The sequence below is a fragment of the Streptomyces sp. NBC_01485 genome (genome assembly GCF_036227125.1).
In the GTDB taxonomy this organism is placed as follows: domain Bacteria; phylum Actinomycetota; class Actinomycetes; order Streptomycetales; family Streptomycetaceae; genus Streptomyces.
The window spans coordinates 290862-312697 of sequence record NZ_CP109435.1; the positions used below are offsets into that span (position 1 = coordinate 290862).

Consider the following 21836-nt stretch of genomic DNA (forward strand, 5'->3'; position numbering starts at 1 on the left):
GACGGTCGTCATGGCCGGTCACCCGCCCGAAGGCGCGTTGTGGATCATTGCTACGGTGCACCGGTGTCTGACTCCTCACGCGATACCGCCGAAGGCGCCGGCTGGGGCGGCGCCGAGCGAGGCGCGTACCAACAACTCATGCCGGGCCGGGTCGAGAAGATCTCGTGGCTGAATCCCCGCACACTGTGGGCCGCCCGCAACGGCGTGCTGGCGTCCTGGTTCGGCGACCCGACGGGCCGGACGCGCGGCCGGTGGGTGGCGCAGCGGGCGGCGGCCGGCGCACCCGCCGACAAGGTGATCCGGCGTACGGACCCGGACACCTTCTCCTTCATGGTCATCGGCGACACGGGCGAGGGCGACGATCCCCAATACGCGGTCGTACCGGGCTTTCTGAGGGTAAGTCAGGACACGTCGTTCGCCGTCGTCGCCAGTGACGTCATCTACCCGGTCGGCAGCGCCGACGACTACGGCACCAAGTTCTTCCGCCCGTACCGGGACTACCGGGCCCCGATATACGCGATACCGGGCAACCACGACTGGTACGAGGATCTCGGCGCCTTCATGCGGGTCTTCTGCGGCGACGCCCCGCTCCTGCCCGCCGAGCCCGCCCGGCGCCCCCTGACCCGGGCCTGGCTGCGCTCCCTGCTGTGGCACCGGCCGCGCCCGACCGGCGGTCAACGCCTCGCCGAGACACGCGAGTCGAGGGCCGCTCCGGCCCAACAGGCCGTGCAGCCCGGGCCGTACTGGGCGATCGACACCGGGCCGGTGCGGATCATAGGCATCGACACCGGGCTGCTGGGCACCGTCGACGCCGAACAGGGCGCGTGGCTGCGCGAGGTGTCCCGGGGCCCGCGGCTGAAGATCCTCATCACCGGCTCGCCCCTGTACGTCGACGGCGAGCACCACCCGTGCCCCGTCGAAGGGGGCGGCACCGTCGACGACATCGTGAGCGCGCCCGAGCACCACTACGTGGCGGCCATCGGCGGCGACATCCACAACTACCAGCGTTACCCGGTGCGGCTGGCGGACGGCCGGACCCTGCAGTACGTGGTCTCGGGCGGCGGGGGCGCCTTCATGCACGCCACGCACACCATCCCCCGGGTGTCCGTCGCCGGCGTCACCGAGCGGGACTTCCGCTGCTATCCGCTGCGCGGCGACTCCCTCGCCTTCTACAGCCGCCTCTACGGGCACAGGCTGCGGCTGCGCCGTTTCTTCGCCCTCACGGAGGCCGAGGGCCAGGCGGTCGTCGCCGAGCGGCTGGGCATCGGGCCGACCCGGACGCCGGGCCCGGAGGTCCGGGTGACGCGGCGGATCCGGCTGATCGCCGGTCTGCTGGGCACCGGGAGCCGCCCGGACCGCCGCAAACGGTTCCGGCTGCCCGTGCGCAAGATCTACACCCAGTTGTTCTCGCCGGGCTCGGCGACGTACAGCCCGCCGTTCTTCAAGTGCTTCCTGCGGCTGGACGTCACCCCGGAGTCGGTCCGGCTGCGCTGCTACGCGGCCACCGGCAACCTCGCGCAGGAGCTGAACCCACCGGTCGAGGACGAGGTCACCATCCCGCTCACCTGAGGCCCCCTGGACAACCGCCGAGGAACAGGAAACCGGGGAACTGCGCGAAATACGGGGATTTCACGGCGAAGCGGCTGCCCCGTACGACCTCCCCGCAGCCCGGCACTCGGCCGGCTTCCGGGCGCCTGACCTCACCAGCGGCCCGGCTCGGTCCCCGTCACCGGCTGCGACGGCCTGCCGTCCACCCCGGCCGGCACGTCGCCGGTGAGCATCACCCGGTGCATGGTGCGGGGGATGCCGAGGTGAGCGTTGTCGCTCGGGGCGAGGTGGATGGTCGCGCGGTTGTCCCAGAAGGCCACGCTGCCCGGCTCCCAGCGGAAGCGGACCGTGTACTCGGGGCGGGTGGCCTCCGCGAGGAGCAGGTCCAGGATCGCCGCGCTCTCCGCCCGCGAGAGGCCGGTGATCTGCTCGACGTAGTAGCCGTTGACGTAGAGCACGCGCTCGCCCGTCTCGGGGTGGACGCGGACCAGTGGGTGCACCGAGGCGACCTGGTGGTCGAGGAGGTGGCGGACGTACGCGTCGTCGCCGGGGCGCGGCTGGTAGCCGACGCCGAGCCGGTGCTCGGCGCGCAGCCCGGCCACGAACTCCCGTACGGGCGCGGAGAGTCCGGCGTAGGCGGCGGCCAGGTTGGACCAGGTCGTGTCGCCGCCGTAGGGCGGCACGGTCTCGGCGCGCAGGATCGTCGCGGCCGGCGGGTCGACGCGGGCGCCGTGGTCGCAGTGCCAGCCGCGCAGGAGGGTGTGCCGGCGGCGCCGCAGCCACTCCTCGTGCTCCATGCCGAACTTCCCGCCCAGCTCCAGCCGGTCGGCGGTCGTCTCGACCTCCGGAAAGTCGGGCGGGGAGGCACTGCCGCGTCTGCGCGGCACGACGGGTTCGCCGAACCGGCGCGCGAACGCCACGTGCCCGGCGTGGTCGAGGCGCTGGCCGCGGAAGAACACCACCTTCCAGCGCAACACCGCCGCCCTGATCACGGCGACCTGGGCGGCGTCGAGGCCGGCGGCCAGATCGACGCCCTCGATGTCGGCGCCGATGTGCCCGGCGACCGGTCTCACCTCCAACCCGGCCGCCCCGGCGGCCTTCTCGTCCGCGAGGTCGTCGAAGTGGGTCGCCCGGCCGTCCGTCGTCATGCGCGCTCCGCTCGTCGTCACCCGTCTCACCGTCACCCGTCCGACCCCACCCCTGCCCGGCTCTCCGGTTGATCAATCCGCCCCCTGTCCCCGAGGCTGGGAGGACGACACAGTCGAGGGAAGGTCCGATGGTGATCAGCATCCCGGAGCACACGCTCAACGACGGCACGCGGCTCCCGGCCCTGGGGCTGGGCACCTGGCCGATGGACGACACGGAGGCGGAGGAGGCGGTGGCCGGGGCGCTCGGGCTGGGCTACCGGCTGCTCGACACGGCGACGAACTACCGCAACGAGAGCGGGGTCGGCCGTGGGGTGGCGCGTGGCGAGGTGGGGCGCGAGGAGATCGTGGTGACCACGAAACTGCCCGGCCGCCATCACGGGTACGAGGAGACCCTCGCGTCCTTCGAGGAGTCCCGTCGGCGGCTCGGCCTGGAGTACGTGGACCTGTACCTGATCCACTGGCCGCTCCCCCGGGTCGGCAGGTTCGTCGACTCCTGGCGGGCCATGATCAAGCTTCGTGAGGAGGGCCTGGTCCGCTCGATCGGCGTCTCCAACTTCACCGCCGAGCACATCGAGCGGCTGGAGAAGGAGACGGGCGTGCTGCCGTCCGTCAACCAGATCGAGCTGCACCCGCTCCTCCCGCAGGACGAGCTGCGCGCCTTCCACGAGGCCAAGGGCATCCGCACGGAGAGCTGGAGCCCGCTGGGCCGCGGTTCGGCGCTCCTGGACGACCTGGCCGTCGTCTCCGTCGCCGAGGCGCTGGGCGTGACTCCCGGCCAGGTCGTGCTGCGCTGGCACGTCCAGCTCGGCGCGGTGCCCATCCCGAAGTCGTCCAGCCCCGAACGGCAGCGCGCCAACCTCGACGTCTTCGGCTTCGAACTGGGCCCGTCGCAGATGGCGGTGATCGCCGAGCGGGCGCACCAGCGGCTGGGCGGGGATCCCGAGGTGCACGAGGAGTTCTGAGCAGGGCCCTGTGCATCGGCTCTGCAGGTCGGCTCCGTCCGCTGGTCCTGTCCGCCGGTCCTGTCCGCCGGGGCAGCGGAGTCTGCCCCCGCGTTCCTGTACGCGCCCGACGGCCGCCGTGTATGCAGAGGTGTACCGTCTCGCCCGCTTGGAAGGCACCTCGTGCGCACACCGCAGCCCAGCAGGACTCCCGACGACCCGGCCCGTCGGGGACCGGCGACCCCGGCGAAGGCCGGGGGGCCGCTTCACCGGCTCCTCGCCCTTCAGCGCGCCGCGGGCAACGCCGCCGTCGTGCAGATGCTCCGCGAGGAAGGCCACCCCCTGGCCCCGCTGTCGTCGGCGTCCCCGGCGCAGGAGTTGCACCGGCACGGCGCGGGCTGCGGGCACCAGAGCGCCACGGGGGCCGGGGCGGCTCCCGTACAGCGGTCGGCCGTCCACGAGGTGCTGCGCAGCGGCGGCCGGCCGTTGGACGACGCCACCCGCGGCGACATGGAGAGCCGCCTCGGCGCCGACTTCTCCGACGTGCGCGTCCACACGGACGCCGCGGCGAAGGCGTCCGCGTCCGAGATCGGCGCGCGGGCCTACACCTCGGGCAGCCATGTCGTCCTCGGCGACGGCGGGGGCGACAAGCACACCCTGGCGCACGAGTTGACCCATGTCATCCAGCAGCGTCAGGGGCCCGTGGCCGGCGCGGACAACGGTTCCGGGCTGCGGGTGTCGGATCCGTCGGACCGCTTCGAGCGGGAGGCGGAGGCCAACGCGACCCGCGTCATGCGCGCCCCGGCCCGCGCGAGCGAGTCCGACACCGGGGAAGCCCTGGCCCCGCAGCCGGGCGCCGCACACTCGGGGCCCGCGCAACCGTTCGTCCAGCGGGCGCTGAACCAGACCGCGGTGCCGACCGCCAGCAAGCACGAAGCGGTGCAGGACGGCCAGGGCCGGGCCGTCAGGTCCGAGATGCTCAACGACGGTTCCCTGCACGGAAGCTCGCCGTCGCAGGATCCGCCCGGCTACGACTACATCCGCTCGCTCAAACTCACCAGCCAGTGGATCCGCTTCCACTTGGTCAACGAGGTGGCGGGCGGCCCGGGCACCGCGAACAACCTGGTGCCGGCGGCGCAGTCGGACAACCAGAACTACGAGAAGAGCATCGAGAAGGACCTCAAGAGCGACGTGGCGGCCGCCAAAGCGACGCCCGGCGCCTACGTCTATTTCGGCGTCCAGGTGCACTACAACAACGCGGCCCCCTCCCAGGGCAGCGCCAGTCAGCTGAACTCGGCCCACGCCTTCCCCTCCAGCCTCACCATCACGCACAAGCTGTACGACCCGGCCGCGGGCTGGCAGGCCGGAAAGCACAACGGCGCCACCTTCGCCTTCCAGGTGGCGCAGCCGGCGGACAGCCGGGTCGCCCAGGCGATCAGCGGCATCGACCTCGCCACGCTGCGGCAGTACACCGGCTTCCCGCCGAGCTCCAAGGTCTGGGACACCCCCGACCTCGACTTCCTGAAGAGCATCGCCACGGGCGGCGGCCGCCAGGCGGAGTTCCAGGGGATCGTGGCGAACTACGGGGGCACGCTGAGCGAGCGGATCTTCCAGGCGTTCTACATGATTCCGTTCTCGCCGCCCCGGGTGGGCGGACGCCCCACGGCGAGCCAGGGCGCCACGATGTTCGCCGGGCGCATCGGGAACGAGGCCGCGCTCGAGGTGCTCGCCAACAACATGGGCACCGGGATGCTGACCTGAGACCGGGCCGGCCCCGCAGCCGCCCGTACTGTTCGTCAAGCACCTCTCAGCAGGAGTCCCGGATGTCGAGTCTTTGGAATGCCAGGGTCCAGGAGATCGGCGGTGGGACCGTCGTCCTCCGCCTCACCGCGATCCACCCGGACGCCGGTGAGCCGCCGGAGAGCGCCGCGTTCGCCGTCCGGCTCCTCGCCGACGGTCTGGAGCGGGCGGCCGGCGCCACGGAGCGGGCGAGCGCGCTCGACGCCCGGGCCGACGCCGGCACGGCCGGTGAGGTCGTCGCCGGGGTCTCGGTGACCGAGCGCCGGAACCTGCCCTTCAGCGAGCACGCGGCCAAGGAGCGCATCTACGCGGCTCTGCGCGAGCGCGGTCTGGACCCCGGCGACGCGTCCGCCTGGGACGCCGCCTTCCAGGCCGAGTGGCGTGCGCTGTGGCAGGACCCGTCGCGCGCCCCTCAGGCCACGCTGACGGTCCGGCTGCGGGAGGCCGGTCTCCTGGACGGCCTCACAGCCGGAGACAACTGGGAGTCGGCCGCCTACGGTTGAGCCGCAGGCGTGCCCGCGTCCACAGGAGGTCTCGTATGCGTACCGTGACCGTGCTCCGTACCGCCGCCCTCACCGGGGCGGCCGTCGCCGCCACCGCGCTCGTCGGCCCGACGGCCGCCCACGCGACCCCGCCGGGTCCCGGGGTCACCGCCCGGCTGATCGCCCAGAAGACCGTCGGGGACACGGACTACACGCTGCGGGAGATCACCGTCCCGCCCGGGCAGGGCACCGGCTGGCACTACCACGACGGGCCGCTGTACGCCGTCGTGAAGGCGGGCACCCTCAGTCACTTCGCCTCGACGTGCGCCTCCGACGGCGTCTATCCCCGGGGCAGCGTCGTCCAGGAGCCGGCCGGCGCCGGCAATGTGCACATCGGTCGGAATCTGGGTGCCACGCCGGTCGTCCTGGTGGTGCTGTACGTGCTGCCGCACGGCGCGCCGTTCTCCGAGGACGCGCCGAACCCGGGCTGCCCGTTTCAGTGATCACTCCGGTTCGAGGGTCTGTTCCGCCCAGATCGTCTTGCCCCGGTCCGTCTGCCGGCTGCCCCAGCGCTGGGTGAGCTGCGCGACGAGCAGCAGGCCGCGCCCGCCCTCGTCGGACTCGTGGGCGCGGCGCAGGTGCGGGGAGGTGGAACTGCCGTCGGAGACCTCGCAGATGAGGGTGCGGTCGCGGATCAGCCGGAGCTGGATGGGGGCCGCGCCGTAGCGGATGGCGTTGGTGACGAGTTCGCTGACGACGAGTTCCGTGACGAACGCGGCCTCCTCCAGCCCCCACGCGGTCAGTTGCTCGGTGGCGGCCTGCCGGGTGGCGGCCACGTGGGCGGGGTCCGGGATGACGTCCCAGGTGGCGACCTGGTCCGCGCCGAGCGCCCGGGTCCGGGCGAGCAGCAGGGCGACGTCGTCGCCGGGCTCCTCCGGGAGGACGGCCTTGAGCACGGTGTCGCAGAGGGCGTCGAGGGTGGCGGCGGGTGCGGTGAGGGCGTTGCACAGTTCGCCTGTGGCTCGGTCGAGGTCGCGGTCGCGGCCCTCGATCAGGCCGTCCGTGTAGAGGGCGACGACGGATCCCTCGGGCAGTTCCAGCTCGACGGCCTCGAAGGGCAGTCCGCCGACGCCGAGCGGGGGGCCGGGGGTCATGGCGACGAGGCGTGCGGTGCCGTCGGGCAGCACGACGGCCGGCGCGGGGTGGCCGGCGGCGGCGAGGGTGAGCCGGCGGCTGACGGGGTCGTAGACGGCGTAGAGGCAGGTGGCGCCCAGTTCGGCGACGTCGTCGCCGCCGTCGTCGTAGGCCGCCAGGTGGGTGACGAGGTCGTCGAGGTGGGTGAGGAGTTCGTCGGGCGGCAGGTCCACGTCGGCGAGGGTGCGCACGGCCATGCAGAGGCGGCCCATGGTGGCCGAGGAGGGGATGCCGTGGCCGACGACGTCACCGACGACGAGGGCGACCCGGCTGCCCGAGAGCGGGATGACGTCGAACCAGTCGCCGCCGATGCCCGCCGTGGAGCCGCTGGGCAGATAGCGGTGGGCGACCTCGACGGCCGCCTGTCCGGGGAGGCCGCGGGGCAGCAGGCTGTGCTGGAGGGCGAGGGCGGTGGTGCGTTCGCGGGCGAAGCGGCGGGCGTTGTCGATGCAGACGGCGGCCCGGCTGGCGAGTTCCTCGGCGAAGACGGCGTCGTCGGCCTCGTAGTCGTCGGGGTGGGCGACGCGGATGCCGACGGCGACGCCCAGGACGGTGCCGCGGGCCCGCAGCGGCACCGCGATCATCGTGTGGACGCCGTGCCGGTAGCGGCGCCCCTCGGGGGCGCTGGCGTCGCGCTCGGCGAACCAGCGCATGAAGTCCGGTTCACCCGCCTGGCTGAGGATCGCCCGCCCTTCCCGCAGGGCGCGCGCGGGCGCGCTGTACGGCGGGTAGGCGTCGGAGCCCCCGAGGCGGACGCCCGCCTCGGGGGCGCCGTCGCGCACGGAGCCGTGGGCGACGCGTCGCAGCACGATCTCGCCGTCGGGCACGGGGGGCGGTTCGTCCGCGCCGAGGACCCAGTCGAGGAGGTCCACGCTGGCGAAGTCGGCGAACTGCGGCACGAGGACGCCGATCAGTTCCTCGGCGGTGCGCACCACGTCCAGGGTGGTGCCGATGGAGGCCGCCGCCTCGTTCAGCAGGGCCAGGCGCTGGCGGGCGAGGTACTGCTCGGTGCTGTCGAAGGCCGCCAGGGCGACCCCGCTGACCTCTCCGGAGTCCTCCCGCACGGGCCACATCTCGATGCTCCAGGCGTGCTCCCGGTTGAGGGAGGGGGCGCCGGTGAAGCTCTCGTAGCGCACCGGGCGGCCGGTCTCGGTGACATGGCGGAGGTGCCAGTTGAAGCCCCGGCTGTGCTCGGCGTCCTCGACGGTCTCCGGGAAGGGGCGGCCGAGCAGGACGTCCTCGGAGACGCCCATGACCTTGCAGGCGACCTCGTTCAGGCGCAGATAGCGCTGCTGGGGGTCGAAGACCGACATCGACATGGACGCCTGCTGGAAGGCGCGCCCCGCCAGGGTCCGCTCCGGGGTGGGGGGCCGCTCGGCGGTGAGGGTGTATCCCGTGGGCCGGCCGTCGGGGCCCAGCAGCGGGCAGGCGGTCACGGTGAGGGGGACGGGGCTGCCGTCGCGGTGGCGCACGACGACCGGGCCCGTCCACGCACTGTCGGCGCGCGGCGGGGGGTCCTCGGCGAGCAGGTCGGCCGCCGCCCGGCCCACGGCCTCGGCGGCCGGGTGGCCCGTCAGCAGACGAGCACCCTCGCTCCAGCCCGTCACGATGCCCCGGGCATCGACGACCGCCGCAGCGACGACATGCTCCATGTCGTACAGAATGGTCCCTTTGGTCCGGCGCATCAACCTCGGCGGGCCGTCCGGGGGCGGACGGCCCGCCGGTGCTCAGGCGCGGTGGGCGCGCAGGGCGTCGAGGGCGCGGTCGGCGTGGGTGTTCATGCGCAGTTCGCTGCGCACGACCTCCAGGACGGTGCGGTCCTGGGCTATGACGTAGGTGACCCGCTTGGTGGGCGCCAGGGAGAAGCCGCGCTTGACGCCGAACAGCTCCCGCACCGCTCCGTCGGCGTCGGACAGCAGCGGCATGCCGAGCGTGTGCTTGCCGGCGAACTCCTGCTGGCGGTCGACGGGGTCCCCGCTGATGCCGACGGGACGGGCGCCGACGGCGGCGAACTCGGCGGCCAGGTCACGGAAGTGGCAGGCCTCGGCGGTGCAGCCCGGGGTCAGGGCGGCGGGGTAGAAGAAGAGGACGATCGGTCCGTCGGCGAGCAGGTCCGTGAGGCTGCGCACGGTGCCGGTCTCGTCGGGCAGGGCGAAGTCCTCGACGAGGTCGCCGGTCTCCAGAGTCTTGGTCACGCCTGCCCCTTCAGGGTCTGCGCGGTGTCGGCGCCGGCGGCGACGCTGCGGGCCCACAGCACGAGGGGTATCTGCAGCGGGAGACGGCCGACGGTGACGGCCCTGACCGGGGTGGGGCGGTGGCGGGCGTCCCACGCCATCTTGACGTTGGCGGGGAAGACGCCGACGAAGAACGCCGCCGTCGCGAGTGCCGCCGGCTTGCGGGTCCGCGGCAGCGCCACCGCGGCCGCCAGTGCCAGTTCGGCGACGCCGCTGGCGTACGTCCAGGCCCTGGGCGAGCCGGGAAGTGCGCGCGGGATGGTCGCGTCGAACGAGCGCGGCTTCGCGAGATGCGCGATCCCGGCGGTGGCCAGCAGACCCGCCAGCAGCAGGGGTGAACGTTCGGACCGGGACACGGTTCCTCCTCTGATGATCTGGCGCCCGACATTACTGGAGGGTAGGCGGGGCCTCCGAGGCGGGGTGCGCGGCTGGGCGATACGGACGGCGCGAGCGTCTGGGGGTCACGCGCCGGAGGGCGTGGCCGGCTGCTCGGGCTCCTCGTCGGCGGAGTGGGAGAGGAAGTCGTCGACCATGCGGTGGAAGAGGGTGGCGAGCCGGCGCAGTTCCTCCGGGGACCAGTCGGACAACGCCTGTTGCATCCCCCGGGCGCCCGCGTCCCGGACCTGGTCGACGGCCGCGCGGCCGGTGTCGGTGAGCTCGATCCGCTGGGCCCGGCCGTCCTGCGGGTCGGGGACCCGGGTGACGTACCCGGACTTCTGGAGCTGCTGCACCGTGCGCGTCACGTGGGAGGCCTCCACGCCGAGGCGCTGGGCCAGCTCCCCCGGCCGCAGCGGCTCGGAGTCGGCGATCTGCCGCAGCAGCGCGACGGCGGCGCGGTCGAGGGGGACGCCGGCCAGTGCCATCAGCCGCTCGTGCCGGCGGGCGCGGGTGCTCAGGTAGGTGATGCGCGTGAGCGCGCGCTCGATCTCGATCACTTCCCGAGAGGCGGCGGAGGACGTGGGGAGTGGTTCGGTGGGCATGCGCCCGACCTTACCATCTCGTTGCGTAACTCAAGTAATTCACTGTGGACGCGCACCCCCGTGACCACAGCGCCGTTCAGGCGAACCCGGCGCGTCTCCCGCGTGCGCGGGTGCGGGCGGGTCCACAACTCCTCCGTGACCCTCCCGCTGATCGCCCCCATGCTCGCCACCCCTGGCCGGCTGCCGCCCGTCGCCCAGGACACGCGCTGGGCCTACGAGACCAAGCAGGACGGGCAGCGGGCCGTGGTGTACCTCGCCGGGGGCGGAAGCGTCGTCCTGCGCGCCCGCTCGGGCGAGGACATCACCGCCGCCTACCCCGAGCTGCTACCGCTGGGCGACGCGCTCGGCGGCACGCCGGCCGTGCTGGACGGCGAGATCCTCGCCCTGGACGAACAGGGCCGGGCCGACTTCCAGTTGCTGCAGTCCCGGATGGGGCTTGTCCAGGCGCCGGGCAGGGCCGCGCGGCTGGCGGCGACGGCGCCCGTCCACCTCGTGCTGTTCGACGTGCTGCACCTCGGCGGGCGCTCCCTGCTCCGGTCGCCCTACCTGCGGCGCAGGTCCCGGCTGGAGGAACTGGCGCTGGCGGGGCCGTGCTGGTCGACGCCGGGGGCCCTGGTCGGACACGGGCGGGAGGCCCTGGAGGCGACCCGCGCCCATGGCCTGGAGGGGCTGGTCTGCAAGCGGCTGGACTCGGCGTACGAGCCGGGCGTGCGCTCCCGCGCCTGGATCAAGATCCGCAACATGCGGGTCGCGGACGTCCTGGTCGGCGGCTGGCTGCCCGGCAAGGGGCGGCTGACCGGGCTGCCAGGCGCCCTGCTCGTCGGGCAGCGGTCCGGAACCGGCCTGCGGTACGTCGGCGGGGTGGGCACCGGCTGGAGCGAGGCCGAGCGGACCGAACTCGCGGCGCTGCTGCGGGCCGCCGCGACCGACGCGTGCCCCTTCGACTCCGTACCGCGGTCGGCGGACGCGCGCTGGGTCGTGCCCCGGCTGGTCGGCGAGGTCCGCTACAGCACCCGCACCCGGGCGGGGCTGCTGCGCCAGCCGTCCTGGCTGCGGCTGCGGCCGGACCTGACGCCCGAGGAGTCGGCGGCCGACCTCCCGGACATTTCCCCCTGACCTCGCCTCACCTCTCCTCAGCGACCGAAATATTGGGCTGCGATTCACCACTGATACGCCTGCGACCCCTTGGCGCGGATGGGAAAACCGGGGAAGCTGAACTGCTTTTCAACTCCCCCTGTTCAACTCCCCTTCCCCACACAGCCGTTCGGCTGCGCCCGGAACCCCTAGGAGGACGCAGTGTCGTCACCGAAGTTCAAGGCCCACCGCAGGAGGTGGCTCACCGGACTCGCCGGCGCCGCCGCGCTCGTCGTCGCGCTCCCGTCGGTCGCCTTCGCCGCCCCGCCCGCGGCGCTGCCGTCCAACGCCGAGGCCGCCGAGCTGACGTACCAGCCCGCGTTCGACTACGACACGGACGGCTGCTACCCGACCCCCGCCATCGGCCCCGACGGCACGATCAACGGCGGTCTGAAGCCCTCCGGTTCGGTCAGCGGCGACTGCCACGACGCCTCCGACCTGGACAACACGAACACCTACTCGCGCTACAAGTGCAACAACGGCTGGTGCGCGTACATGTACGGCCTGTACTTCGAGAAGGACCAGGCGGTGGGCGGCAGCGGCATAGGCGGGCACCGCAACGACTGGGAGCACGTCGTGATCTGGGTGCAGAACGGCTCGGTGCAGTACGTCTCGACGTCCAACCACGGCTCGTTCACCGTCACCGCGGCCTCCGGCGTCCGCTTCGAGAACACGCACGCGAAGATCGTCTACCACAAGGACGGCATCGCCACGCACTGCTTCCGACTCGGCAACCCCAATGACGAGCCGCCGGAGAACGCCAAGGGCACCTGGCAGTACCCGCCGCTGGTCGGCTGGAACGGCTACCCGTCGGGGCTGCGCGACAAGCTCAGCGCGTACGACTTCGGCAGCGCCAACTTCGGCCTGAAGGACGCCAACTTCACCAACCACCTCACGTCGGCCAAGCCGTCGGGGATCGCCTTCGATCCCGCCGCGTGAACCCGGGCCGCCGTCCGCGCCGATCTCTCCTCGGCCGTGGACGGCGGCGCACGCAGCCCCCATGATGTCCGGATGGATCTTCACGACGAACTGCCGTCGGCCGTCCGGGCGAAGGCGCTGCACACGCTCGCCGAGGGCCACCACGCCCGCGCCGTAAGTCCGCTCGGCACCCACGAGGTCGCCGGGCATCTGGTCAAGACGTACGCGATCGAGGCGCCGGGGCGGACGGTGACGGACCGGGACGCCCAGGAAGCGTTACGGATCGCCGCCGGCCACCTGGCCCTCGGGGAGCTGCGGGGATCGCTCGGCCTGGCCGTCGTGCTGGCGCACGCGGGCGGCGACGGGGACTACGTGCTGGTCCACACCTGGATCGAGGGCCACATGTCGGACCTGGTGGTGTTCACCGGTCCGGCGGGCCGGCCGCAGGAGCTGCGGCCCGGGCGGGCGGGGCTCGCGCCCTGTGTGTGGGAGGCGGCCGTCCTGGCCCACGAGCGCGACGCCTTCACCCGGCAGATCCTCGACCGCACCGGCCCGCTCGGGGAGCGGCTGGCCGCGTGGGGCGCGGACACGGTCGAGGGAGACGTCAGGTGACCGCCGTCGCCCGGGTACGGGCCGCCGAGCGTTCCGACCTTTCCCGCGTCGCCGAACTGGCCGCCGCGCACGCGGAGTACGAGCGCGCCGCCCCGCCGGTGCCCGACCTCGCCGAGCGCCTGGCCGTGCTCCTCTTCGACACCCCCGCGCCCCGGCTGTGCTGTCTGGTGGCCGAGACGGCCGGCGGCGAGGTCGTCGGCTACGCGACCTGCTCGCCCGAATTCTCCACCTGGGAGGGCCGCGAGTACCTCTACCTGGACTGTCTGTTCCTCACCCCCGGCCACCGGGGTCTGGGGCTCGGCGCGCTGCTGATGGACGCGGTGACGGACCGCGCCCGCGACCTGGGCCTGTCCGAGGTGCAGTGGCAGACGCCCGCCTGGAACGACGGCGCGATCCGCTTCTACGCCCGCCTCGGCGCCCTCGGCACGGACAAGCGGCGTTTCAGCCTGCACGTGAGCTCGTGAAACCGGCGAGCGGCACGGCGCACGGGTCGTGAGGGTTTATCGTTTTCCGCATGTCCGTTCCGGAACTGATCCGTATCGTCTCCCGCGACTCGCCCATGGCACTGGCCCAAGTGGAGCGCGTGCGCGCGGAGTTGACCGCCCTGTATCCCGGTGTGCGCACCGAGGTCGTCCCCGTGAAGACGACCGGCGACAAGTGGATGGGCGACCTGTCCCAGGTCGAGGGGAAGGGCGCGTTCACCAAGGAGGTCGACGCGGCGCTGCTGGCCGGTGCGGCGGATCTCGCGGTGCACTGCGTCAAGGACGTTCCGGCCGACCGGCCGCTGCCCGCGGGCACGGTGTTCGCCGCGTTCCTGAAGCGGGACGACATCCGCGACGCCCTCGTGCACCCGGGCGGCCGCACCCTGGACGAACTGCCGGCCGGGACGCGCATCGGCACCTCCTCGGTGCGCCGGGTCGCCCAGCTCGCCGCCACCCATCCGCACCTGGAGTGCGTGCCGTTCCGCGGCAACGCCAACCGGCGGCTGGAGAAGCTGGCGGCGGGCGAGGCGAACGCGCTGCTCCTCGCGGTGTCCGGTCTGGAGCGCATCGGCAGGACTGACGTGATCAGCGAGGTGTTGTCGCCGGAGACGATGATGCCGCCGATCGGCGCGGGCATCCTCGCCCTGCAGTGCCGGGAGGGCGACAGCGACCTCATCGACGCGGTCAGCGGGCTCGGCGATCCGGCCACCCACCGGGAGGCCACGGCGGAGCGCATGTTCCTGCATGTGCTCCAGGGGCACTGCAACAGCCCCATCGCCGGGTACGCACAGGTGGACCGCAGCGGTGAACTGTCTCTGCGGGCCTGTGTGTTCACCCCGGACGGCAAGGTCCGGCTGAACGCCCACGAGTGGGCGGGCCGCCTCGACCCGGCGACGCTCGGCACGTCGGTGGCGGTGGCGCTGCTGCGTCAGGGCGCGCGCGAGATCATCGACGGCATCCCGCACTGACCGTGCGGTGACGCCCGGCGACCGCCCGGTGGCCGGGCGAGGGGGCGGCGCCGGTCAGGCGGTGCCCTCTTCGGCCTGGTCCCGCAGGAAGTTGCTCACCTGACGGGCCAGGCTGTCGCGTACCGTGCCGGCCTGGGCGACGCCGGTGCCCTCGTGCAGCCCGATGCCGCCCGTCCACAGCCGGCGGTCGGCCCAGTCGTCGTCGGCCCGCAACTGGATCTGGACGTCCACCTGGCTCAGCGCGGCCTCGGGGCCCGCCGCGTAGAGCACGGCGGTGACCCGGCGCAGCGGGTGGACGTCGAAGCCCTCGATGAACTGCGAGTTGCGCCAGTCGATGAACGCGCTCTCGCCGTCGGGCCCGAGCCGTACGTCGATCTGGCCGTCCTCGAGGTGGATCGTGGGCTGCAGGGCGCCCCGGTTCTCGACGGTCACCCGGAGGCAGAAGTACGTCAGCCCCTCGGCCGCGTCGTCGCGCCCCCGCGGCGGCTCGCTCAGCTCCAGGCGGTGGACGCGGACCCGCAGACCGGCATGCTCGTCGTACTCGTGCCAGTCCCCGACCACGTTCGGCTCGTACACAGTCCACCTCTCGACTTCTACCGGGCTGCTTCCTATCCGTGTGCCGATCGCACTGTCAAATGAGCGGAATGCACTGTGGCCAGGGAGTTCACCCCTTTTGATCGCTGATCAAGCCGTGCGCAGGCACAACTCGCCGGCGGGTCCAGAAAGGGCTTGCCGGGGCGTGCCGCACATCACGTCCCGGGGCAAGATCAGCGGGCCAGCCGGCCCAGCAGCGAGGACGCCGCGGTGATGCCGAGCGCGGCGGCCACGACCAGCACCCCGAAGTCCAGGGCGAGGTGCGCGGGCGTGCCGAGGAGCAGCCCGCGCAGGGCGTCCACCTCGTAGCTGAGGGGGTTGCCCTTGCTGACGGCCTGGAGCCAGCCCGGCATGACGGCTACGGGGTAGAGGGCGTTGGAGCCGAAGAACAGCGGCATGGTGATCGCCTGGCCGATGCCCATGAGGCGGTCGCGGCTGAGGACGATGCCGGCGATGGTCATCGACAGGCAGGAGAAGAAGGCCGAGCCGAGGACGACGAGCGCGGCGACACCGAGCAGCTTGAGCGGGTTCCAGGTCAGGGCGACGCCGAGCAGGGCGGCGATGACGACCACGACGACCGCCTGGACCACCGACTTCACCCCGGCCGCGAACGCCTTGCCGGTGATGAGCGCGGAGCGCGGAGTCGGCGTGACGAGCAGCTTGTTGAGGACGCCGGCGTCGCGCTCCCAGATGATCTGGATGCCGTAGAAGATGGCGATGAACATCGCGGACTGGGCGATGATGCCGGGCGCCAGGTAGTCGATGTAGGGGATGCCGCCGGTCGGGATCGCCTTGATGCGGGTGAAGGTCTGGCCGAAGATCAGCAGCCACAGGGCGGGCTGCACGGCCCGGGTGTACAGCTCGGTGCGGTCGTGGCGCAGTTTCTGCAGTTCGACGGCGCACAGGGCGCCGATCCGGGCGGGCAGCAGCCGCCAGCCCTCGCGGGGGCGGGGCGGCCGCAGCAGGAGGTCGATGCCCTGCGCGCGGGCGGGGTCAGCCGACGCGCTGAGCGGTGCGGCGGGTGCTTCGGACATCGCGGAAATCTCCTGCCTGCTCGTCGAGGCCGCTGCCCGCGACCTCCCGGAAGACGTCCTCCAGGCTCGGCAGCGGGTCCGTGGCCGGCGCGCCCTCGGCACGCCGGCGTTCCCCGAGCCCCTGGCGGAGTTCCTCGGGGGTGCCGAGGGCACGGATCCGGCCGCGGTGCATCAGGCCGACGCGGTCGCAGTACTGGTCGGCCTCGTCCATGTAGTGGGTGGTCACCAGGACCGTCATGCCGGTGGCCTCGCGTACGGCGGTGATGTGCTCCCAGACACCCGTTCGGGCGATCGGGTCGAGGCCGATCGTCGGCTCGTCGAGGATCAGCAGCCGGGGCGCGCTGACCAGGGCCTGGGCGAGTTCGAGCCGGCGGACCATGCCGCCGGAGTAGGTGCCGGCGAGCCGGTCGGCGGCGCCGGTGAGGCCGACGGCGGCCAGCGCCTGGCCGACGCGGGCGGCGCGTTCGCGCCGGGGCACGTCGAAGACGCGGGCGAACAGGGAGACGTTCTCCCGGCCGGTCAGGCCCGCGTCGGCGGACAGTTGCTGCGGGACGTAGCCGAGCAGCCGGCGTACGGCCATCCGGTCGCCGGCGGTGTCGTGGCCGAAGACGCGCACCATGCCGGACGGGACCGGCAGCAGGGTGGTGATGCAGCGGATGGCGGTGGTCTTGCCGGCCCCGTTGGGTCCGAGCAGGCCGAAGACCTCGCCCTCCCGGACGGTCAGGTCGAGCCCGTCGACGGCCTGGGTGTCGCCGAAGGCGTAGGCGAGCCGGGTGCAGGCGACGGCGTCCGGGGCGTCGACGTCGGTGGTGTCACTGTCGCTGTCAGTGTCGGTGTCGGTCGTCATGACTCCTCGGCCTCCTCGTGCAGGGTGACGGCGAGCGCGCGCAGGGCGGGCAGCGCCGCGTGCAGGGCCTGGCGGTCGGCGGCGTCGAGGCGGGCGACCTGGCGGGCGACGAGCGCGGCGCGGCGCTCCTTCCACGCCCGCAGCCGGGCCTCGGCCGCGTCGGTGAGCAGCAGGCGGGCGGCGCGCCGGTCGGCGGGGTCGGTCTCCCGCACCAGGTAGCCGTCCTTGACCAGTTGGTTGACGAGGGTCGAGACGGAGTTGCCCGCGAGGTACAGCTCCTTGGCCGCGTCCGAGACGCCGATGCCGGGCCGTCCCTCGACGAGGCGCAGCAGCTCGACCTCGGCGCCGCGCAGCCGCGGCACGGTCAGACCGGCCCGCAGCCGCCGTCTGAGCAGCCGCTGGACGCCGACGAGTGCGTCGGCGAGCTCTTCCGGGAAGGTCTCTTCGTCCGCGTCGTCGTCCACACCGTCGAGATTACCTCTGTGTCAGAGACAACCGGACCAAGGGAAGGCCAAGAAGGCGGGCGGCGCGGAGAGTCGGCGGAGAGTCAAGCGCGACACGGGGCAAGCATGAATAAACAGGGGCAATTCGTTTCAGAGAGCCTGGCCCTGGGCATCTGCACGGCAGTGCTTCGGACCGGAGGCACGTCCGTGGGACCCGCCGCGCGGCCGGCCCCGGGTGCTCCGCGAACCGTCCGGGTGAGCGCTTCCCACGGTGTCCGCCCATTCATCGGCACCCTCCCGAGGGAGGCGCGCGTGATGCGTAGCACCACCGTCCGAACCCAGCAGCACCCCCATGACGACGCCCCGGACACCGCCGAGTCCTTCGTACGGTTCGCCGGGCTGCCCGACGGGCCGCAGCGCCAGGCGCTCAAGGACGAGCTGGTCCGGCTCTGGCTGCCGATGGCCGAGCGGATCGCCGTCCGCTTCCGGGGGCGCGGCGAGGCCCTCGAGGATCTGTACCAGGTGGCGGCGCTGGGGCTGGTCAAGGCCGTCGATCACTACGATCCGGACCGCGGCCGTGCCTTCGAGGCGTACGCGGTGCCGACGATCACGGGTGAGATCAAGCGCCACTTCCGCGACCACATGTGGACGCTGCACGTGCCGCGCCGGGTCCAGGATCTGCGCAACCGGGTGCGGCACGCCGCGAAGGAGCTGTCGCAGACGCCTGCGGGCCGGCCGCCGACCGTCGCCGAGATCGCCGCGTACGCGCAGCTCAGCGAGGACGAGGTGCGCACCGGCGCGGAGGCTCTGGAGTGCTTCTCCGCGCTGTCGCTGGAGGCCGAGCTGCCCGGCACCGACGGCTACGCGCTCGAGGACGCCCTCGGCGACACCGATCCCGGCTACGACACCGTCGTCGACCGGGTGGCCGTGGCGCCCTGTCTGCGGGCGCTGCCGGAACGCGAGCGGACCATCCTGTACCTGCGGTTCTTCGCGGGGATGACGCAGAGCCGGATCGCGGAGCAGTTGGGCATCTCTCAGATGCATGTCTCGCGGCTGCTCAGCGGCTGTTTCGCGCGACTGCGTGAGGAGATCGCCGCCGAGGCCGGATGACGTTCACTCCAGCGGGGGTGCGCCGGGGATCTGGCGGGGGCCGTGCCGGTCGAGGAGGTCCTCCAGTTCCGTTCGGATCTCCTCGGGCAGGTCTCCGGTGCGTCCCCAGACGAGGATCAGGTCGGCCACGCTGCGCAGTCTGACGTTCGTGTGCTGGGAGGCCTCGCGCAGCACGATCCAGCCCTCGTCGGGCGTCATCCGCCCCAGCGCGACGACCACGCCGATCGCCTGGTCCACCACCGCGTGGGCGGCGACCGCCTCTTTCAGCTGGGCGTTCTCCGCCTCGAGTGCGAAGATCCGAGCCGTTTCGTCGTCGGGTCCGCGCGGTACTCGTGCCATCACTCCATCGTGCCACCGGGTCGCTCGGCAGGCGCTCGGAACGGTTACGGCCGGACACTGGGGGGAGGTCGCGCCCGTCGGCCGAGAGAGCAGGAACGCGAGTGCCATGAACCACCACCACCCGTCATCCGCCCGTGCGAGAAGGTCCCTGTCCACGGACTCCGTGTTCGGGGCGCCCTGCTGGGTGAGCCTGACCAGCCGCGACCTCGGGGCCACGCAGGAGTTCTACGAGGCGGTGCTCGGCTGGGAGTGGCGTCGCGGAGTGCTCGGCGACCACTTCCGTACGGCGCTGGTCGGGAACGTGCCCGTCGCGGGGGTGGCCGCCGTCGCCTCGATGTGGCAGATGGCGGTGGCCTGGACGCCGTACTTCGCGGTGTCCGACGCGGACGAGGCGGCGTCGCGGGCCCGGGAGCGGGGCGGGACCGTGGCCGTGGGGCCGATCTCGCTGCCGCCGGGCCGGGCGGCGCTGCTGGCCGACCGGGACGGCGCGACGTTCGGCATCTGGGAGGGGGAGCTGATCGGCAACTGGGAGGCCTGGCGGCAGGCGGCGCCCGCCTTCATCAAGCTGCACACGCGCGACGCCTTCGACTCCGCGATCTTCTACGGCGAGCTCCTCGAGTGGGCCACGGACCGCCCCGGCGGCGTCGAGGTCCGCTACGAGGGCGGTGAGGTCGTGCTGCGCAGCCGGGGCGACGTGGTGGCCCGGATCGAGTCGGGCGCGCTGGAGGCGGCGCCCGATCCGACGATCCGTCCGCACTGGCAGGTCCACTTCGCCGTCGCGGACGTGGCGGCCTGCGCGCGGGCCGCGGAGAAGCACGGCGGCAGCGTGCTGGTGGAGTCCGATCACGAGGCGGTGCTGCGGGATCAGGACGGCGCCCAGTTCACGGTGACCTCGCACCACGCGCGCTGAACCCGCTCTCACTCCTGGCGGCGCGGGGCCAGAATCGGCGCCGCCGCAGTACGGGGTGGGCGGCGCGCAGGGCGAGCAGGCGCCGGCAGAAGTCGGTGAGGCGCCGCTGTTCGCCGGTCAACCGCCAGTCGGTCCAGGAGACTTCGTTGTCCTGGCAGTAGGCGTTGTTGTTGCCGCCCTGGGTGCGGCCGAGTTCGTCGCCGTGGGAGAGCATCGGGATGCCCTGCGACAGCAGCAGCGTGGCGAGGAGGTTGCGCTGTTGCCGGGCACGCAGGGCGAGGACCGCGGGTCGCTCGGTGGGGCCCTCGGTCCCGCAGTTCCAGGAGCGGTTGGTGCTCTCGCCGTCCCGGTTGCCCTCGCCGTTGGCCTCGTTGTGCTTGCCGTTGTACGAGACGAGGTCGCGCAGGGTGAACCCGTCGTGCGCGGTGACGAAGTTGACGCGGGCGGCGCCTGCTGTGGGCGTACAGGTCGGATGAGCCGGTCAGCCGGGAGGCGAACTCGCCCAGCGAGCCGGGTTCGGCCCGCCAGAAGTCGCGTACGGCGTCGCGGTAGCGGCCGTTCCACTCCGACCACAGGGGCGGGAAGTTGCCCACCTGGTAGCCGCCCTCGCCGACGTCCCAGGGTTCGGCGATGAGTTTGACGCGGCTGATCACCGGGTGCACCGGTGGCCGGAGGCCGGGTTCCACGGCCCGTGCACCCGGAATCCGTAGCGCTGCCCGGGGCCGACCCCGGGCAGGTGGGCGTGCCAGACGAAGCCGTCGACCTCGGCCAGCGGGACCTCGCGGGCGGTGCCGTCCTCGGCGACGAGGACGAGGTCGACGCGGTCGGCGACCTCGCTGAACAAGGCGAAGTTGGTGCCCTGTCCGTCGAAGTCGGCGCCCAACGGGTAGGGGTGCCCGCTCCAGGCGGGCACCCCTGCACCGTGGTTCGGCCGGTGCGGCCGGTTCGGCCGTGAGGTCACCGGGCGGCCACCAGGACGCCACGCGCCTCGCCCGCCGGGGCGGCCAGGGCCGCCGCCGGCAGTTCGCGGGGCACCTGGCGCACCTCGCGCAGGGTGGGCGCCGGACCGAGGTGCACGCGGGGGACGCGCTCGCCGGCGCGGGCCCGCTGGGAGAACCAGATGACCTTGCTGCCGGTGGCGGTGGTGCAGCACCCCCAGCCGTCGCTCATCACGGCGATGCGCTCCAGGCAGGCGCGCAGGTCCAGGTCGGGGCGCAGATGGCGGTCGTCGCCGCCGATCGCCGTGATCAGATGCTGGCCGTTCCACCACATCTCGATCGACGTGTGCTTGTCGGTCGCGTGTTCGTCGATGGCCTTCAGAAGCATCTCGACGCCACGGCAGACGGGCTCGACGAGCGGGTCGAGGTCCCAGTGGTTCAGATGAGCGGCCAGGATGCGCCTGACCTGTCCGACGCGTTCCGGACTGACGTCCACATCGAGGTGGTAGTAGCAGGGGACTGCGGTCTTCATCGTCGTTGGCTCCTCACCGGCGAGGCTCCGCTCCTCCTCGGCCCGACGGACCGAGTCGTAAATACGAAGCGTGAGCGGTAATCGCTTCTGAGTCACAACCACAGTGCGGCTGCTACGCCATTCGTGCAACACGAGCACACCACAACCAAGATCCAACAGGACGTTGGGTGATGCGCCGTGCACCATAAGTGAAGGCCTCGGGAGGTTGGACGCATTCGCGCCTCTGCGAAAGGGCCGGCCCGCTCGTTTCGAGCGGCGTACCTCTTGGACTCCCGGAAGGTGAACAGCGCGATGCTGCAACCAGCGAAGACCGAAGTCGCCAGAGCCCTGGGCAGTTACCGGTCCTGGGAGCGGGCCATGCTCGCGCGCCCGGGCGACCGCACGGTGCGGTCCACCTTCGAGGACTGCGGGTACACCCTGTGCGTGCTGCTGGGCAAGCGCTGCGCGCGCGAGGCCGCGGACGCCGCCGAACAGTATCTGCGGGCCGCTACGGACGCCCGTCAACGGGAGCGCAGGGGACCGATCCGCCGCACAGGTGTCGCACGGCTGTCCGTGACGCGGTCCCTCCCCTTGGCTCCGGCGGAGATGTAGCGCTCGGGCGCCGGTGCAGTCAGGTCGCCCAACACCGGGCGATGGAAGCCAGTTTCA

General features: G+C 72.7%; 24 protein-coding genes and 1 pseudogene. 13 read left to right on the plus strand and 12 right to left on the minus strand.

Annotated features, from left to right (window positions below; all coding sequences use genetic code 11):
• Positions 1–63: 63 nt before the first annotated feature.
• Positions 64–1569 carry a metallophosphoesterase family protein gene (locus OG352_RS01145; RefSeq protein WP_329213336.1) on the plus strand — a complete coding sequence of 502 codons (1506 nt, stop codon included), beginning with the start codon at positions 64–66 and terminating at the stop codon, positions 1567–1569.
• Positions 1570–1700: 131 nt separating this feature from the next.
• On the opposite strand, the gene OG352_RS01150 is transcribed toward OG352_RS01145, so the two are convergent.
• The gene (locus OG352_RS01150) at positions 1701–2696 is read right to left on the minus strand and encodes a TauD/TfdA dioxygenase family protein (protein WP_329213338.1); all 996 of its coding nucleotides are present in this window, start codon (positions 2694–2696) and stop codon (positions 1701–1703) included.
• 131 nt (positions 2697–2827) lie between these two features.
• On the opposite strand from OG352_RS01150, the gene OG352_RS01155 reads away from it, so the two are divergent.
• The 4 genes from OG352_RS01155 to OG352_RS01170 all read left to right on the plus strand — a co-directional run bounded on the left by OG352_RS01155 (position 2828) and on the right by OG352_RS01170 (position 6422).
• Positions 2828–3658, plus strand: coding sequence for an aldo/keto reductase (locus OG352_RS01155; RefSeq protein WP_329223653.1), 831 nt, complete (start codon positions 2828–2830; stop codon positions 3656–3658).
• 162 nt (positions 3659–3820) lie between these two features.
• Complete coding sequence (locus OG352_RS01160; RefSeq protein WP_443072126.1) at positions 3821–5398, plus strand: eCIS core domain-containing protein; 1578 nt, start codon at positions 3821–3823, stop codon at positions 5396–5398.
• Between the two features lie 62 nt (positions 5399–5460).
• Positions 5461–5940: a hypothetical protein gene (locus tag OG352_RS01165; protein WP_329213340.1), complete on the plus strand. Its 480-nt coding sequence runs from the start codon at positions 5461–5463 to the stop codon at positions 5938–5940.
• Positions 5941–5975: 35 nt separating this feature from the next.
• The gene (locus OG352_RS01170) at positions 5976–6422 is read left to right on the plus strand and encodes a cupin domain-containing protein (RefSeq protein WP_329213342.1); all 447 of its coding nucleotides are present in this window, start codon (positions 5976–5978) and stop codon (positions 6420–6422) included.
• On the opposite strand, the gene OG352_RS01175 is transcribed toward OG352_RS01170, so the two are convergent.
• From OG352_RS01175 to OG352_RS01190, 4 genes are all read right to left on the minus strand, one after another.
• Complete coding sequence (locus OG352_RS01175) at positions 6423–8765, minus strand: ATP-binding SpoIIE family protein phosphatase (RefSeq protein WP_329213344.1); 2343 nt, start codon at positions 8763–8765, stop codon at positions 6423–6425.
• 75 nt (positions 8766–8840) lie between these two features.
• Positions 8841–9308 carry a peroxiredoxin gene (locus tag OG352_RS01180; RefSeq protein ID WP_329213346.1) on the minus strand — a complete coding sequence of 156 codons (468 nt, stop codon included), beginning with the start codon at positions 9306–9308 and terminating at the stop codon, positions 8841–8843.
• Entirely contained in the window at positions 9305–9703 is a 399-nt protein-coding gene (locus tag OG352_RS01185) for a DoxX family protein (protein WP_329213348.1), read from the minus strand. Before OG352_RS01185 ends, OG352_RS01180 begins: the two co-directional genes overlap by 4 nt.
• A gap of 105 nt (positions 9704–9808) precedes the next feature.
• A complete protein-coding gene (locus tag OG352_RS01190; protein WP_329213350.1) occupies positions 9809–10327 on the minus strand; it encodes a MarR family winged helix-turn-helix transcriptional regulator in 519 nt (172 codons plus the stop codon).
• Positions 10328–10462: 135 nt separating this feature from the next.
• On the opposite strand from OG352_RS01190, the gene ligD reads away from it, so the two are divergent.
• From ligD to hemC, 5 genes are all read left to right on the plus strand, one after another.
• Positions 10463–11443, plus strand: a complete 981-nt coding sequence (ligD, locus tag OG352_RS01195; protein ID WP_329213352.1) for a non-homologous end-joining DNA ligase — start codon at positions 10463–10465, stop codon at positions 11441–11443.
• A gap of 180 nt (positions 11444–11623) precedes the next feature.
• A complete protein-coding gene (locus OG352_RS01200) occupies positions 11624–12400 on the plus strand; it encodes an NPP1 family protein (RefSeq protein ID WP_329213354.1) in 777 nt (258 codons plus the stop codon).
• A 72-nt stretch (positions 12401–12472) separates the two neighbouring features.
• Entirely contained in the window at positions 12473–12991 is a 519-nt protein-coding gene (locus OG352_RS01205; RefSeq protein WP_329213356.1) for a hypothetical protein, read from the plus strand.
• Positions 12988–13455: a GNAT family N-acetyltransferase gene (locus OG352_RS01210; protein ID WP_329213358.1), complete on the plus strand. Its 468-nt coding sequence runs from the start codon at positions 12988–12990 to the stop codon at positions 13453–13455. The genes OG352_RS01205 and OG352_RS01210 overlap by 4 nt, the downstream gene beginning before the upstream one ends.
• Before the next feature lie 50 nt (positions 13456–13505).
• Positions 13506–14441, plus strand: a complete 936-nt coding sequence (gene hemC, locus OG352_RS01215) for a hydroxymethylbilane synthase (RefSeq protein WP_329213360.1) — start codon at positions 13506–13508, stop codon at positions 14439–14441.
• Between the two features lie 54 nt (positions 14442–14495).
• Here hemC and OG352_RS01220 read toward each other — a convergent pair whose 3' ends face one another.
• From OG352_RS01220 to OG352_RS01235, 4 genes are all read right to left on the minus strand, one after another.
• Positions 14496–15017, minus strand: coding sequence for a hypothetical protein (locus OG352_RS01220; RefSeq protein ID WP_329213362.1), 522 nt, complete (start codon positions 15015–15017; stop codon positions 14496–14498).
• Positions 15018–15208: 191 nt separating this feature from the next.
• On the minus strand, positions 15209–16069 hold the full coding sequence (locus tag OG352_RS01225) for an ABC transporter permease (protein ID WP_329213364.1): 861 nt from the start codon (positions 16067–16069) through the stop codon (positions 15209–15211).
• Entirely contained in the window at positions 16029–16916 is an 888-nt protein-coding gene (locus OG352_RS01230; protein WP_329213366.1) for an ABC transporter ATP-binding protein, read from the minus strand. The genes OG352_RS01225 and OG352_RS01230 overlap by 41 nt, the downstream gene beginning before the upstream one ends.
• Positions 16913–17380: a MarR family winged helix-turn-helix transcriptional regulator gene (locus tag OG352_RS01235; RefSeq protein ID WP_329213368.1), complete on the minus strand. Its 468-nt coding sequence runs from the start codon at positions 17378–17380 to the stop codon at positions 16913–16915. The genes OG352_RS01230 and OG352_RS01235 overlap by 4 nt, the downstream gene beginning before the upstream one ends.
• Positions 17381–17674: 294 nt before the next feature.
• Between OG352_RS01235 and OG352_RS01240 the strand changes: the two genes are divergently transcribed.
• The gene (locus OG352_RS01240; protein WP_329213370.1) at positions 17675–18469 is read left to right on the plus strand and encodes a SigB/SigF/SigG family RNA polymerase sigma factor; all 795 of its coding nucleotides are present in this window, start codon (positions 17675–17677) and stop codon (positions 18467–18469) included.
• A 3-nt stretch (positions 18470–18472) separates the two neighbouring features.
• Here the strand turns inward: OG352_RS01240 and OG352_RS01245 are convergent, their stop codons facing one another.
• Positions 18473–18808 carry an ANTAR domain-containing protein gene (locus OG352_RS01245; protein ID WP_329213372.1) on the minus strand — a complete coding sequence of 112 codons (336 nt, stop codon included), beginning with the start codon at positions 18806–18808 and terminating at the stop codon, positions 18473–18475.
• Between the two features lie 106 nt (positions 18809–18914).
• Here OG352_RS01245 and OG352_RS01250 point away from each other — a divergent pair, with 106 nt between their 5' ends.
• Positions 18915–19718, plus strand: a complete 804-nt coding sequence (locus tag OG352_RS01250) for a VOC family protein (protein WP_329213374.1) — start codon at positions 18915–18917, stop codon at positions 19716–19718.
• Between the two features lie 28 nt (positions 19719–19746).
• Here OG352_RS01250 and OG352_RS01255 read toward each other — a convergent pair.
• Together OG352_RS01255 and OG352_RS01260 are read right to left on the minus strand one after the other, a co-directional pair.
• Positions 19747–20631, minus strand: a pseudogene (locus OG352_RS01255) (hypothetical protein); the annotation flags it as partial.
• Positions 20632–20675: 44 nt separating this feature from the next.
• Positions 20676–21188 carry a pep a2 gene (locus OG352_RS01260; protein ID WP_329213375.1) on the minus strand — a complete coding sequence of 171 codons (513 nt, stop codon included), beginning with the start codon at positions 21186–21188 and terminating at the stop codon, positions 20676–20678.
• A gap of 291 nt (positions 21189–21479) precedes the next feature.
• On the opposite strand from OG352_RS01260, the gene OG352_RS01265 reads away from it, so the two are divergent.
• Entirely contained in the window at positions 21480–21779 is a 300-nt protein-coding gene (locus OG352_RS01265) for a DUF5133 domain-containing protein (RefSeq protein ID WP_329213377.1), read from the plus strand.
• The last annotated feature ends 57 nt before the right edge of the window (positions 21780–21836 follow it).

Bases quoted from the DNA above. Each gene is read 5' to 3' on its own strand.
- OG352_RS01205 (WP_329213356.1), top strand. From the start codon at position 12,473: ATGGATCTTCACGACGAACTGCCGTCGGCCGTCCGGGCGAAGGCGCTG.
- OG352_RS01170 (WP_329213342.1), top strand. From the start codon at position 5,976: ATGCGTACCGTGACCGTGCTCCGTACCGCCGCCCTCACCGGGGCGGCC.
- OG352_RS01245 (WP_329213372.1), bottom strand. From the start codon at position 18,808: ATGGCACGAGTACCGCGCGGACCCGACGACGAAACGGCTCGGATCTTC.
- hemC (WP_329213360.1), top strand. From the start codon at position 13,506: ATGTCCGTTCCGGAACTGATCCGTATCGTCTCCCGCGACTCGCCCATG.
- OG352_RS01225 (WP_329213364.1), bottom strand. From the start codon at position 16,069: ATGTCCGAAGCACCCGCCGCACCGCTCAGCGCGTCGGCTGACCCCGCC.
- OG352_RS01250 (WP_329213374.1), top strand. From the start codon at position 18,915: ATGAACCACCACCACCCGTCATCCGCCCGTGCGAGAAGGTCCCTGTCC.
- OG352_RS01165 (WP_329213340.1), top strand. From the start codon at position 5,461: ATGTCGAGTCTTTGGAATGCCAGGGTCCAGGAGATCGGCGGTGGGACC.
- OG352_RS01175 (WP_329213344.1), bottom strand. From the start codon at position 8,765: ATGGAGCATGTCGTCGCTGCGGCGGTCGTCGATGCCCGGGGCATCGTG.
- OG352_RS01240 (WP_329213370.1), top strand. From the start codon at position 17,675: ATGCGTAGCACCACCGTCCGAACCCAGCAGCACCCCCATGACGACGCC.
- OG352_RS01150 (WP_329213338.1), bottom strand. From the start codon at position 2,696: ATGACGACGGACGGCCGGGCGACCCACTTCGACGACCTCGCGGACGAG.
- OG352_RS01260 (WP_329213375.1), bottom strand. From the start codon at position 21,188: ATGAAGACCGCAGTCCCCTGCTACTACCACCTCGATGTGGACGTCAGT.
- OG352_RS01230 (WP_329213366.1), bottom strand. From the start codon at position 16,916: ATGACGACCGACACCGACACTGACAGCGACAGTGACACCACCGACGTC.
- OG352_RS01265 (WP_329213377.1), top strand. From the start codon at position 21,480: ATGCTGCAACCAGCGAAGACCGAAGTCGCCAGAGCCCTGGGCAGTTAC.
- OG352_RS01190 (WP_329213350.1), bottom strand. From the start codon at position 10,327: ATGCCCACCGAACCACTCCCCACGTCCTCCGCCGCCTCTCGGGAAGTG.